This window comes from Streptomyces sp. NPDC059743, from assembly GCF_042732975.1.
In the GTDB taxonomy this organism is placed as follows: domain Bacteria; phylum Actinomycetota; class Actinomycetes; order Streptomycetales; family Streptomycetaceae; genus Streptomyces.
In genome coordinates this window covers 201,133-214,689 of the sequence record NZ_JBHWGS010000002.1, presented here as the reverse complement: position 1 = coordinate 214,689, position 13,557 = coordinate 201,133, and the positions used below count along the sequence as shown (strand labels likewise).

Annotated in this window: 9 protein-coding genes; 4 read left to right on the top strand and 5 right to left on the bottom strand. The window is 70.6% G+C overall.

Annotated features, from left to right (window positions below):
• Position 1 precedes the first annotated feature (1 nt).
• The 3 genes from ACFV6H_RS04090 to ACFV6H_RS04080 all read right to left on the bottom strand — a co-directional run bounded on the left by ACFV6H_RS04090 (position 2) and on the right by ACFV6H_RS04080 (position 4,624).
• On the bottom strand, positions 2-1,081 hold the full coding sequence (locus ACFV6H_RS04090) for a WxL protein peptidoglycan domain-containing protein (RefSeq protein WP_385538388.1): 1,080 nt from the start codon (positions 1,079-1,081) through the stop codon (positions 2-4).
• A 131-nt stretch (positions 1,082-1,212) separates the two neighbouring features.
• Positions 1,213-3,189 (bottom strand): fibronectin type III domain-containing protein, encoded by a 1,977-nt coding sequence (locus ACFV6H_RS04085; RefSeq protein ID WP_385538385.1) that lies wholly within the window; start codon positions 3,187-3,189, stop codon positions 1,213-1,215.
• 220 nt (positions 3,190-3,409) lie between these two features.
• Positions 3,410-4,624: a HupE/UreJ family protein gene (locus ACFV6H_RS04080; protein WP_385538382.1), complete on the bottom strand. Its 1,215-nt coding sequence runs from the start codon at positions 4,622-4,624 to the stop codon at positions 3,410-3,412.
• A 177-nt stretch (positions 4,625-4,801) separates the two neighbouring features.
• Here ACFV6H_RS04080 and ACFV6H_RS04075 point away from each other — a divergent pair, with 177 nt between their 5' ends.
• The 3 genes from ACFV6H_RS04075 to ACFV6H_RS04065 all read left to right on the top strand — a co-directional run bounded on the left by ACFV6H_RS04075 (position 4,802) and on the right by ACFV6H_RS04065 (position 9,123).
• Positions 4,802-5,473, top strand: a complete 672-nt coding sequence (locus tag ACFV6H_RS04075; RefSeq protein WP_385538379.1) for a hypothetical protein — start codon at positions 4,802-4,804, stop codon at positions 5,471-5,473.
• A gap of 260 nt (positions 5,474-5,733) precedes the next feature.
• Entirely contained in the window at positions 5,734-8,682 is a 2,949-nt protein-coding gene (locus ACFV6H_RS04070) for a BTAD domain-containing putative transcriptional regulator (RefSeq protein ID WP_385538375.1), read from the top strand.
• Between the two features lie 207 nt (positions 8,683-8,889).
• Complete coding sequence (locus ACFV6H_RS04065) at positions 8,890-9,123, top strand: hypothetical protein (protein WP_385538371.1); 234 nt, start codon at positions 8,890-8,892, stop codon at positions 9,121-9,123.
• Between the two features lie 184 nt (positions 9,124-9,307).
• Here ACFV6H_RS04065 and ACFV6H_RS04060 read toward each other — a convergent pair whose 3' ends face one another.
• A complete protein-coding gene (locus ACFV6H_RS04060) occupies positions 9,308-9,850 on the bottom strand; it encodes a hypothetical protein (RefSeq protein WP_385538368.1) in 543 nt (180 codons plus the stop codon).
• 206 nt (positions 9,851-10,056) lie between these two features.
• On the opposite strand from ACFV6H_RS04060, the gene ACFV6H_RS04055 reads away from it, so the two are divergent.
• The gene (locus ACFV6H_RS04055) at positions 10,057-10,827 is read left to right on the top strand and encodes a hypothetical protein (protein ID WP_385538365.1); all 771 of its coding nucleotides are present in this window, start codon (positions 10,057-10,059) and stop codon (positions 10,825-10,827) included.
• Between the two features lie 57 nt (positions 10,828-10,884).
• Here the strand turns inward: ACFV6H_RS04055 and ACFV6H_RS04050 are convergent, their stop codons facing one another.
• On the bottom strand, positions 10,885-13,515 hold the full coding sequence (locus tag ACFV6H_RS04050) for a PQQ-binding-like beta-propeller repeat protein (RefSeq protein WP_385538362.1): 2,631 nt from the start codon (positions 13,513-13,515) through the stop codon (positions 10,885-10,887).
• Between the last annotated feature and the right edge of the window lie 42 nt (positions 13,516-13,557).

Below are 13,557 nucleotides of genomic sequence, written 5' to 3'. Positions count from 1 at the left end.
GTCAGCTCTGCTGTGTTTCCTTGTCGCGGAGTGCCTGCTCGACCGCGTCCCGGACTCGGGCGTCCTCGCGGAGTTTGCGGCGGGCTCGGGTGCGGCGGGTGAGGAGGTAGGTGGTGGTGGCGGCCGCTAGCAGGAGGAGCAGGAGCAGGAAGAGTGTCCAGGGGACGGCCCAGCCGTGGGTGGTGGACTCGACGGGCTTGAGGGAAGTGGTGGAGCCCGAGGCGTCGGTGAGGAGAGGGGTGAGTGTTGCGGTGGCGGCCAGGGTTACTCCGGGGGTCACGCCGTGGACCGGGACCTTTACCTTCCACTTCTCGCCCGGGAGCAGCTCCGGCGGTGCGGCGATGTCGCCCGCCTCCGTCCGCAGCCAGCCGAACGGGCCCGAGACCGAGACCGCCTGACGGGCCGACAGGAGGGCGTTGCCGGTGTTGTGGATCGTGTACGTGACGGTGGCGTCGCCCTTGGCGAACGGGTTGAACGTACCGTCGTAGTCGACGTGGAGGTCCTCCACCGCGAGCTTCGGCTTGAGCTCGCCGCTGACCCGCAGCTTGACCCGGATACCGAGGCGCCGGTCGACGTTGATGCCCTCGGCGTCGTCGGCCTGCTTCAGTGAGGTGAGGATGCCGCCCACGTAGTCGCCGGGCGTGGCATTGGCCGGAACGCTGACCGTGAAGGGCACCTCGGCGGACTTGCCGGGCTTGATCACGACGCTGGCGCGGCCGGCATGGACCCAGGCGCCGATTCCGACGGACTTCTTGTCCTTGGTGAGCAGGTCGAGCTGGCCCGTGTCGGTCGTGTAGCCGTCGGAGGCGTACACCGCGAGTTCGAGCGGGGACTTGCTGTGGTTGGCGACGACCATGGCGTCCTTGATCTGTCCGCCTGGGTTGACGCCGTAGGTGTAGCTGGAGCGGTCGTCGCCGTACCCGTTCGCGGCCGTCCTGACCGTCCAGGTGACATCGCCGTCGGCCGCCAGAGCGGGACCTGCGGGCAGGCCGGCGATCGCGAAGGCCATGAGCAGGGCCAGGGCGGCGGTACGGACGAGGGCGGCGACGGTGGTCTTCCGGCGCGTTACGGGCACGTGCATGTCGGGGTTCTCCTGGAAACGAAGTGGCGGGGCAGGCACCGGACGGCGCCTGCCCCGCCGGGTGAAACGGGTCCGATCAGCTACTCGGCCGGCTGAGCGGATCAGTCAGTCGGCCGACTGATCAGATCTGATCAGCTGCTGAGCGCGGTGATCGTCAGAGTGGCGCGGTAGCCACCCTTCTCGACGCTGTCCGGGATCCGCAGATCCAGGTCGGCGCCCAGCTTGGCCGTACCACGCGAGTGGCCCTGGTCGGCCGAACCGAGGCCGCGCGAGATGGCGAGGCCCTGGCCCTGGTCGACATAGCTGGAGGCCACCGACTGGCCGGCCTTGGAGCCCGCGCCGTTCACGAGCACGCGCGGCGTCCAGCCGAGGTAGGAGCCGGAGAACGTCTTGCCGGCGTCCTTGAAGTCACTCACGTTGGCCGAGATCGACCAGGGAGCGAGCGAGCGGCGGCTGTCCGAGACGACGATCGGGTTGATCTTGCCGTCCGCCTCGAAGTGGTCGCCGTTGGTCTCCTCGGCGGTGCCGAGGTCCACCAGGCCGTTGTAGCCGTCGATCGTCCAGCCGAACTCGCCCGGAGCGGCGTTCGGCACGTTGACCTGGAGGTCCTGGCCGTCACCGTGGTACGGGTGCACCGTCACCTTGTCGACGAGCGAGCCGACCGGCTGGCCCTCCGGGGTGTTGTTGCACCAGTTGCCCTTCTCCACCGAGGCGTTCGGAGCGGCGCAGGTGCCGCTGCGGACGTTCTCGACGACGAGCTTGTCGTTGCGCACCTGGACCTTGACGTAGGTGCGGACGTGCTCCTGGTTCTGGACCGAGTTGTACCAGTAGCTGTCCGGGTTCAGCGGGTCCGCACCGTTGCCGGCGCCGCTCGTGCCGCTGCTGTCCGGCTTCGTGATGTCGTAGTACTTCGAGCCCGAGGCGGAGTTGCCCGTCACATAGAGGACACCGCCGGGACCGGCGTACACGTCGGAGGCGCCGGGCTGCTCGGCCGGGTTCGCCTTCTCGCCGTTCTTGATCAGGTAGCTGCGCGAGTAGCTGTGGTCGTGGCCCTGGAGCACCAGGTCGACGCCGAGCTTCGAGAACGTGGTCGGGAAGTCGACGCGGCGGACCTTGTTGTCGTTGTCCTTGGCGTGGTCGGCCGGCGAGTAGATCGCGTGGTGGTACGTGAGCACCTTCCACTTGGCCTCGGAGCCGTGCTTGTTGATGACGTCGGTCACGTAGGCGATGTGCGCCGCGTCACCGCCGCCGCCCTGGGAGGTGGCGTAGCTGTTGCTGTTCAGGTTGATGAACAGCACATCCTTGTAGATGTACCAGTAGTCACCGCCGGACGTGTTGGACGCCGGGTTCCCGTTGGAGTACAGCGGGGCCGAGCGGTCCGTGTTCGGGGTGGAGAAGTGCTGCTCGTACGCCTTGCCGCCGACGTCGTGGTTGCCGATGGTGGCAGCCCACGGGTACTGACGGAGCTTGTCGGGCGCGAGGAAGGCGTTCCACTGGGACTCGGTGTTGGCGGTCTCGACCTGGTCGCCGCCGGACACCAGGAGTTCGGCGTTCGGGTTGGCCGCCAGCGAGACGTCCACGGTGTCCTGCCAGCCGGCCTGGTCCTTGGCGACATCGCCGGAGGAGCCGATCTGCGGGTCGCCGTAGAACAGGAAGTCGTAGTCGCCCTCGAAGTCCTGCGTCTTGAAGGAGTACGGCGAGGACCAGTTGCCCTCGGTGCCGACGCGGTAGGAGTACTGCGTCTTCTCCTTCAGGCCGGTGATCGTCGCGTGGCGGTTGAAGCCGCCACTGGTCGCGATGTTCGCACCACCGATGGCGTCGAAGGAGGCGGCGCCGGCCGGGAACTCGCCGTTGACGAGCTCGGCGGTCGGGGCGACCTGGAGCTTCTGCGCGGTGTCGGCCGACGAGTACCAGGTCACCGTGCGCTGGGACTCGTTGGCGCCTACACCGAGGATGATACCGGTGAGCGCGGCGGGGTCAGCGGCGGCGGCGGGAGACGCCAGGCCTCCACCGAGAGCCACGGACAGGCTCAGGATTGCCGCAGCGGCCCCTGTGGCCACACGGCGTCGCACAAGCCCGGGGGCCTGTGCCGAAGGTCTCAATGTCATCAGTTTACGTTCCTTTTACCCACATGGGTGCATGTAACAGGGCCCTCAAGGTCTCTGTCGCGGGTGAACCGGACATAGATGGAACCTTCGGGCCAGTTGAACTTCTGCACTTCCGAAGGGCCTTGTTCCGGTTCCACGGCGCGCCGTTCCGGTTTCACGGCCCGCCGTTCCGGCTCCACAGCGCGCCGTTCCGGCTCCACAGCCCGAACACCGTTCTTGTTCACAGCCCGAACACCCGCTGCACGAACCACACCAGTCCCATGACGGACACACCCGCGGAAATCGCGCCGGTCGCCCAGAGACCGGCCGTCGGCGCACGGTGACGCAGCACGGTCAGCAGCGGGAAGACGAGGGCGATGATGGCCAACTGCACGGCCTCGATGCCGACGTTGAACACCAGCAGGGACCACAGCAGCGTCCACGACCACGCCTCGTCGATTCCCAGCGCGCCCGCGAAGCCCAGACCGTGTACGAGGCCGAAGCAGAACACGACGCCGAGGCGGATCCAGCCCGCACGGTCCAGGCTGAAGTGACCGCGTCCCGCCGTCTCTTCGAGGTCGAGATCGGCGGCATGGCCGCCGCGCCGCCAGACCCGCCAGAGATACCAGCCGGCGACCACGGCGATCGACAGCGCGATGACGGGCTCCACGACACTCGCGGGCACATCGACCACGCCGAGGGCGGCGAGCATGAACGTCACCGAGTGCGCCAGCGTGAAACTCGTGGCCGCGAGCACGATCTCACGCAGCCGCCGTGACCCGGCGATGAGCGCCAGCAGGAACAGGATGTGGTCGATCCCGCCCAGCAGATGCTCGGCGCCCAGCCGGAAGAACTCCCAGAACCGCTCGTACCACGACTGTCCCATCGAGAAGGACGGATGGGCCGCGTCGAGCGCGGCACTGCCCGAGCGGCCGTCGATCTCGTACGTGACGATCGTCTTGGTGCCCTTGACGTATGTCTCGGAGTCCGGGAACAGCCCGCTGCGCACCTCGGGATCGCCACCGCCCTCAGGGCAGGCCCAGTCGAGCAGCAGATCGGCGTACGGCACGCCCTCCCGCCGGCCCATCGTGAAGTCGCCGGCCTGCGCCGGTGTGCAGGCATTGCCGCCCGAGGTGACCGAGAAGCGCTTGGTGGCATACGAGACGGCCGACGTGGCATGGGCGTTGAGCGCCGCGGCCTGCGCGGCGGTGTCACCGTCCTCGAACGCGGCGTTTCCCGTACGGAAGAGAGGATCGTCGCCCTCTGAGTCGGCGGCGGATACGACAAAGAGGTCGTATTCCAGCTCAAGTTTCGTCCGTATATGACCTTCTTCGCCCGCGGTGACGTGCGCGTACACGACCGAGGTGAATCCATGGGCGAGCGCCGGACCGGCGCTCAGCAGAGCGATCACCGCCGCGGTGATCAGAATTAGGGCACGGCGGACCGGTTGTGACATGTGGAGTGGCTCCTTCAGGTTGCCTGTGCACGGTCCATGTCACGGGTGAACACGGCACGACCCATCGGCGAAGAACGGAAAAACAAGCTCTAGAACGACACCCGTGGATGAAGACGGCAGAACCTGGGATAGGAGGATGTAGGCGCACTATCCACCATCACTCGGAGGAAGATCGCCTTGCGCACCCCGCTTCGGGCCGCTGCCACGCTGGCCGCGGTCGCCGCGCTGGTCACCGGATGCAGCTCCGGCGACGACTGGTCCCAGCCGCATCCCAAGCCCACTCCCATCGGCACTCTCGGCCCGGGATTCCTCGCTCCCTCCGCCACGCCCGCGCCGGAGTCGACCGTCACGCCGTCGCCCGGCTCCTGGAGCGGGGTCCGCCCGTCGGAGGACTACCGCGTGGTGCTGCTCACCTCCGGCGACGACCGCCCGACCAAGGCCTTGGTGAAGGCGGTCGAGGAGTGGGCCGAGGAGGAGCACGTCGACCTCAGAACGGTGGCCGCCGACGGCCCGCACGACCTCATTCCCAGCATCACCAGGGCCCGCGAGTTGGGCCCTGACCTGATCGTCAGCGCGGGCAACGACCTGATCGATCCGCTCGCGACGGTCACTCCGAACCACCTGGAGCAGCGGTTCCTCGTCGTGGGCGCGGAGCTGGCCGAGCCCACCCACAACGTCACGGCGGTCGACTGGTCCGGCGCGTCGTTCCGCGGCGAAGGGCTGGGCGCGTCCTCGACGTACGATCCGGGCTCGTTCACCGCCGAGCGCTGCGCGGCGGCCATCAGGGCGGGCGTCGCGGCCGTGCTCAACGACCTGACCGGGATCGTGATCTGGCTCGACCGCCACTAGCCCGTCGGCTCGACCGCCACTAGCCCACCGGCTTGACCGCCGCTGGCCCGTTCGGCTTGACGGCCACTGGCCCACCGGCTCGACCGCCGCTGAAGCTTCTCGTCCGGATCAGGCCGACGGCGGCGCCGACGCCTGCCCGGCGCGTGCCGTCCCGATCCTGTCGCAGCCTTGTGCAGACCCTCACTCACTGCTGACGCATCCGCCTCCGACAAGGCAGACTGTCGAGGGCGATACCGGCAGCACCGGGAGCAGGGGGAGCTATGGACCGTGACGGCGGGCCGCGCGTACCGGAGCAGCGGGCTCCGGAGGTGCCGGGGGACACCGCGGAACTGCGTTTCAGCGTGCTCGGGCCCGTTCGCGCCTGGCGCGGCGGCGAGACGCTGCCGTCCGGATCACCTCAGCAACGTGCCCTGCTCGTCGCCCTGTTGATGCGTGACGGCCGTACCGCGACCGCCAATGAGCTCATCGACGCGCTCTGGGGCGACGAACCGCCGTCGCAGGCGCTCGCCGCCGTACGGACATATGCCTCGCGCCTACGCAAGGTGCTCAGTCCCGGTGTACTGATCACCGAGGCCGGCGGTTACGCCCTGCGGACGCCGTCCGGCTCCCTCGATCTGAACGTGGCCCAGGAGCTGGCCGCGGACGCGGACAAGGCGCGCGCCGCCGGTGACCGCTATACGGCCCGTACGCTGATCAACAAGTCGCTCGGCCTGTGGGACGGCGAGGCGCTCGCCTCCGTACCGGGCCCGTACGCCGACAACCAGCGCACCCGGCTTGAGGAATGGCGTCTCCAGCTCACCGAGACCAGGCTCGATCTGGATCTGGAGGTCGGCCGCCACGCGGAGGCCGTCTCCGAACTGACCGCGCTCACCGCCGCGCATCCGCTCCGCGAACGCCTCCGCGAGCTGCTGATGCTCGCCCTCTACCGCAGCGGCCGGCAGGCCGAGGCGCTCGCCGCGTACGCCGACACCCGGCGGCTGCTCGCCGACGAACTGGGCGTCGACCCGCGCCCGGAGCTCTCCCAGCTCCAGCAGCGCATACTCCAGGCCGACGCCGAACTGGCACGGCCGGTGGAAGAGCCCGCGCCCGTCCATACCGTCCGGCGGCCCGCCCAGCTCCCGGCCACGGTGCCGGACTTCACCGGCCGTGTCTCCTTCGTACGGGAGCTGGGCGACCGGCTCGCCGCCGCCGGCGGATCCGTGATGGCCGTCTCGGCGCTCGCGGGCATCGGCGGTGTCGGCAAGACGACGCTGGCCGTGCATGTCGCGCACGCGGCGCGATCGCACTTCCCGGACGGCCAGTTGTACGTGGACCTCCAGGGCGCCGGTACGCGCGCGGCGGAGCCGGAGACCGTTCTCGGCGCGTTCCTGCGGGCGCTCGGCACGCCCGACGCCGACATCCCGGACTCGCTGGACGAACGCTCCGCGCTCTACCGCTCCACGCTCGACGGCCGGCGCATCCTCGTCCTGCTGGACAACGCGCACGACGCCGCACAGGTCCGCCCGCTGCTGCCCGGTACGGAAGGCTGCGCGGCGCTGGTCACCAGCCGGGTACGGATGGTCGATCTGGCCGGCGCGCATCTCGTGGACCTCGATGTGATGTCGCCGGAGGAGGCGCTCCAGCTCTTCACCCGGATCGTCGGCGAGGAGCGCGTCACCTCGGAGCGCAAGGCGGCGCTGGATGTGGTCGCGGCGTGCGGTTTCCTGCCGCTGGCGATCCGTATCGCGGCCTCGCGGCTCGCGGCCCGCCGCACCTGGACGGTCTCGGTCCTCGCGGCGAAGCTCGCGGACGAGCGGCGGCGCCTGGACGAGCTCCAGGCGGGCGACCTCGCGGTCAAGGCGACGTTCGAACTCGGCTACGGCGCGCTGGAGCCGGCCCAGGCGCGCGCCTTCCGGCTGCTGGGCCTGGCGGACGGCCCGGACCTCTCCCTGGCCGCTGCCGCCGCCGTCCTGGACCTGCCGATCCAGGCCACGGAGGACCTGCTGGAGTCGCTGGTCGACACCTCCCTCGTGGAATCCGCGGCCCCGGGCCGCTACCGCTACCACGACCTCGTACGCCTCTACGCCCGCGCCTGCGCGGAACGCGACGAACAGCCGCCGTCGGAGCGCGAGTCGGCGATGTCGCGGCTGCTGGACTTCTACCTGGCGACGGCGGCACGGGTGTACGCACTGGAGCGGCCGGGGGACCGTACCGTCGACCATCTGGAGGTCACGCGCTACCCGGCGCTGGAGTTCGGCGACGCCGCCCTCGCGCTGGACTGGCTGCGTTCGGAGGCCGGTTCGATCCTGGCCTGTGTACAGCAGTCCCTCGACGCGACCATGCTGCGGCGGGCGGTCGATCTCCTGCTGGCCTCCAAGGACCTCGCCGAGTCCGGTGCCAGTTCGAAGCGGTACGAGGCCGCGGCGACCGCCGCGCGGGACGCCGCGGCCACCGCGCGGGACGCGCACGCGGAGGCCCGTGCCCGGGTGACGCTCGCCCAGGTGCACAACGGCGCGGGCCGGTTCGAACTGGCCGGGACGGAGGCACGCCGCGCGGCCGAGCTCAAGCAGGAGTCGCCGGACGCCTGGATCGCCAGCAACGCGCCCAACGAGCTCGGAATCGTCGCCAATTGCACCCATCAGTACGCGGCGGGCGAGAGGTATCTGCTCAAGGCGATCGAGGCGTTCCGCGCGGACGGCAACCGGCCCGGCGAGGCGAGCGCCCTGTGCAACCTCTCCCGGGTCGTCGCCTCCATGGGCCGCACCTCCGACGCGGTGGAACTCGCGCACCAGGGCGTCGCCATATACGACGAGCTGGGACTCACCCTGCGGCTCGCCAACGCCAGATACGCGCTGGGCATCGTCCTCACCCAGTCCGGGCGCCTCACGGAGGCGCTGGAGCAGCTCTCCGAGGCGCTGAAGGTCTTCGTGGACACCCGGCAGCGCCTGTGGGAAGGGACGACCCACTTCCGTATCGCCGAGGTCCATCTGCTGGCGCGACGTCCCGCCAACGCGGCACAGCACGCGGAGCAGGCGCTCACGACCGGCTTCATCGGCGGCGATTGGATGCACGCCAAGGCCCTGACGCTGCTGGGGAAAACGCTGCGCAGCCTCGGCCAGCTCGACCGCGCGCAGGTCTGCTGGCAGGAGGCGCTGGCCATCCACGAACGTGTAGACGGAGCGGGCGCCGCCGAGGTACGGCTGCTCCTCTCACCCCTCAAAGCCGCCTGAGCGCTGCCCGTCAGGGCGTTCATCGATTGTTTATGCCCACCTGCGAGCCTCGGTACATCGATCCGTCGCCTCGGGGGGCAGACGGGTTGCCACGCGCTACACCCTCTGGGTGAGCGCCCGAATCGCCCGTTCGGCGACCTCCGGGGGAGCCGCCGAACGGGCGATTTCAGCCAGTGCACGCCATGAAGTTTTACGGGAGTTCCAGATATGAGCGACGTGACGAAGAACGAAGACATCACCACTCTGGACAGCCACTCGCCGATCCTGCCCACAAAGCCCACGAAGCCCACGGACATCACCACGCAGGACAGCCACTCGCCGTCCACGCCGGCGAAGGAAGCGGACGTCACCACGCAGGACAGCCACTCGCCGTCGACACCGGTCGGCGAGTCCGAGATCACGACGATGGACAGCCACTCGCCGGCGCCGCCGAAGCCCTGACCAGTTCCCGACGGGGAGCGGCCGCGACGGCGCGGAGGGGGAGCCGTCGCGGCCGCGAGGTTTACGGGGGAAGTAGCGCACAACACGGGGGATCCGGGGGGATCCGGGGGAAGCGACAGAGGGGCCGAGCGTTTCGCTCGGCCCCTCTGTCCGTGTCCGACCGGCGTCCGTGTCCGCCCGGCGGTCAGCTCTGGGCTGTGGCTCTTGCTTCGCAGGTGCGTACGCGGGTTATCTGCTTCGGGGAGTCCATCGGGATGCGGAGTGTTTCCGACTCGCCGCTCTCCAAGGTCACTTCCGTGTCGGCGTTGTCGACGACCGTGCCCGAGGCGTCCTTGAAGTCGACGTCTATCTCGTAGAGGCCTGTCGTGCCCGAGGGCGTCTCCACGCGCACTGTCGCGTAGGTGACGGCCTTGCGCTTGCCGCTCGCCTTGCGAACGCAGGTGACGATACGGGCCTGGACGGTGCCGGACGTGGTGGACGTGGCGTACGGATTGGCCGTCGAGCCGCTGGACGAGCCGGAGCCGTAGTCGTCATCGGAGTCGTAGTCCGAGCCCGAACTCGTGCCCGCGCCCACATAGCCGCCGTTCGACTTCTTCGAGCTGGAGCAGCCGCCGCCTCCACTGCTGCTCGATCCCTTGCTCTTTCCCTTGCCGGAGCCGGATCCCTTGCCCGACGAGAATCCCGTCAGGGCCAGCATCACCACGACCAGTACGGCCGCGAATTTCATCCGTCGACGCAGCAAAACCGTGCCTTCCCCCGTTGTCGCCCATGAACCTGTCAATCGCGCGCGACACCTTAACAGCGCGCCTGCACATGCCCATACCTGCCCGCACCTGCCCGCACGCCCCAGCCGTCGCATGGCGCGCCTCCGGCACCCGGCGTAGCGTCGTGCACCGGGAGCGGGATCCGTACACCCGTGGTCAGGAGGCGGCGATGGTCCGCAACATCATCGGGTCGATCCTCGCTCTCGCCGCCGCGGCGGCGGCCGTACTGAGCCCGTTCCTCATCTGGTTCGACGGCCGTCGAGGGCATGACTACCGCGTCGCCGACCTGTTCAACGGCATCACCGCCACCAGCTCCGCGGTCGCGGTCTCGCTGCTGCTGCCCTTCGCCTTCGCCGCGCTCGTCACGCTGATCGGGCTGGTACTGCGGTCGCGGCTGCTGGTGGCGCTCGCCGGGCTGATCGTTCTGGGCTTCACGGTCCTGTGGATGGTGCGCCAGGGCCAGGTGTCGAACGGGCTCAGTATCAGCGGCGGCGGTACCGGGCTGGGCCTCGGTGTCGCGTACGCCCTCGGCGGTGGAGTGGTGCTGCTGCTGGCCGCGCTGGTGATGAGCGGTCGCCGCGCGCACTACCCGGCCCCGGAGGCGCCGTACCCGTACCCGTACCCGTACCCGGCTCCCGTCCAGCAGGAAGTCCAGCAGGAGCCCGCGCCGCAGGACGAGGACTGGGAATCGTACGGAGCGCATCCGTACGGCCAGGACCAGGACCAGGAGCAGCAGCAACCGCAGTACGGCACGCATCCCCGGCCCTACCAGCCACCGGTGTACGGGCATCCATGGGAAGGGCCCCACAAGTTCGGGCCTCCGCAGTACGACGAGCCCCAGCAGAACCAGCAGAACCAGTCCCAGGACGGCGACACCCAGTCCCTGCCCGTCAACGACGGCCGCACCGAGCCCCGGGACGACGATCCCCCGCGCCACTGAGCCCAGCCGCAAGCCGCCCAGCCACAGTCGCCCCAGCCGCAAGCCCGCAAGCCGCCGCTACCGCGACCCGCGCCCCGTCGCCGTCCCCTTCACCGCGTCCAGCGCGTACACACACCGGTCCTTGCTGCACGCGTACACCACACCTCGCCGCGCCACCGGCGAGCCCGTGATCTCGCCGCCCGTCGCCAGCTTCCAGCGGAGCTGCCCGCCGCTCGCGTCCAGCGTGTACAGCACATGGTCGGCCGAGCCGAAGTGCAGCCTGCCGTCCGCGACGACCGGAGCGCCGATGACCTCGCCGCCCGCCGCGAAGCGCCACTTGGGCGTGCCCGTCACCGCGTCCAGCGTGTACAGCGCGCTGCCGCTGCCGACATGCACATTGCCGTCGGCGACCAGCACCGGCTCGATCGACTGGCGGGACTCCGTCGCGATACGCCAGCGGTCCTTGCCGGTGGCGGCGTCCAGCGCGTACACCGTGCCGAGATAGTCGGCGAGATAGACACCGCCGCCCGTGACCGCGGGACCGGGCGCGAAGGCCGGCGGCGAGAGGAAGACCGCGGGCGCCTCGAAGTGCCAGCGCACCCGGCCGGTCCCGATCTCGACCGACAGGACGCGCGTACCGGCGGAGACATACAGATGGCCGTCGGAGGCGGGCCTGACCCGTACGGGCACGCCGCCGCAAGAGGCGGCGTCGCCGATGGGATACGACCACAGCTCGGCGCCCGAGCGCGCGTCCAGCGCCAGCAGCCGGGCCTCCTTCCACACGTACACCGTGCCGTCGAAGACCGCGGGCCCGGCCTCGGGCGTCTCGAAGTCCGTCTGGGCCCCGGTGGTCTCCCACAGCTTCTCGCCGGTGGACGCCTCCCACGCCTGGACACCGCCGCCGCGCGTACCGGTGACGACCGTGCCGCGGTCGACCTTGAGGGAGTACACCCAGGCGTCGGTCCGCAGCCGCCAGCGCTCGCTGCCGTCCTTGCCGTCGAGCGCGTACAGCGTCGGCCCGTCGGAGGCGTGGATACGGCCTCCGGCGACGGCCATCGCCCAGGCCACGTCCCTGGTCTTGAACTGGCGGCGCCCGGTGCCCACGTCCAGCGCGTGCACCTCGAAGGAGGTGACATAGAGCAGCTCGCCGTCGACGACCGGAGTGCCCCAGACGTCGTTCGACATCCGGAACCGCCAGGGCCGCCAGCGGGCCGGCGCGCCGGCGCCGTCGGGCGGCTGGGGCTGGGTGGGCGCGGGCAGGGCGGGCGGAGCGGGAGCCGCCGAGGGCGCTACGGCGCCGGGCACCGCGTCCGTACCGTTCAGCCCGGCCGGCGGACGGATCCAGCCGGTGGCGGGGCCCGCGCCGGCGCCCGGGCCCACGGCGACCGCCGCGCGCGTGTCCGCGACCCGGGGACCGGGACCGATCGGGACCGGCGAACCGGGCAGCCGTACGGGACCGTCCGGTGGCGTACGAGGAGGAGCGACCGGCGGGGACGCCGAGGCGTACGCGGCGGACGCGGGAGACGGGACCGCCTCGGGCCGTCCGCCGTGCCGCCCGCCGCCGCCCGGATGGCCACCGCCGCGCTGCCCGCCACCGTGCCGACCGCCCTGCTGCCCGCCGCCCGGATGACCACCGCCCTGCTGCCCGCCGCCCGCGTGCCCGCCGTCCCGCTGTCCGCCGCCGTCCGGGCGCCAGGCGGCGTCCCAGTCCGGAGCCTGCGCGGGCCTGGGCGGCTCGTGCGCGGGCGGCGGCGGTACGGGCACGGGCGCGGGCGCGGCGGGCGCCGCCGGGCGCGCGGCTCCCGCCGGGACCCGCCCGCCGGCCCTGCGCCGCTCGATCATCGCCGTGGCGAGGTCCGGCAGCCACGCCGACGCCGTACCGCTGTCGTCACTGCCCGAGGCGAAGAGATGAGGAGCGAGCTGGGCCTGGAGATCGGCGGGCGAAGGGCGCCGCGCGGCGTCCATCTGCATGCACGACTCGATGAGAGGCCGCAGCTCGTCCGGCAGGCCCTCCAGATCCGGTCCCTCGCGCAGCAGCATGAAGACGGTCTCGACGGGATTCGCCCCGTGGAAGGGCGCGTGTCCGGTGGCGGCGAACACCAGCGTCGAACCGAGCGAGAAGACATCGCTCGCGCCCTTCACACTCCGCGAGTCCCGCGCCTGCTCGGGCGACATGTACGCCGGAGTGCCGACAGCCACATTGGTCATCGTCAGCCGGGTGTTGGAGACACCGGAGGCGATACCGAAGTCGATGACGCGCGGCCCGTCCTCCACCACCAGGACGTTCGACGGCTTCAGATCGCGGTGGACGAGATTGGCGCCATGAATCGACTGGAGCGCCTCGGCGATGCCCGCCGCCAGCCAGCGCACGCCCTGCGCCGGCATCGGACCGCACTCGTTGACCATCTCCTCCAGCGAGGGAGCGGGCACATACGCGGTGGCCAGCCAGGGCACCGCGGCCCTGGGATCGGCGTCCACGACGGCGGCGGTGTAGAAGCCGCTGACGGCCCGCGCCGCCTCCACCTCGCGCGTGAAGCGGACCCGGAAGAGCTGGTCCTCGGCAAGCTCGGTACGTACGGTCTTGATCGCCACCCGGCGGCCCGACGCCGAGCGCGCGAGATAGACCAGCCCCATGCCGCCGGCCCCGAGCCGTCCCAGCACCTCGAAAGGGCCGATGCGTCTTGGATCGTGCTGCGTAAGCTGCTCCACTTGCCTGCCACCTCCCCGTACGGGCCACCAAGGTACGGCCCC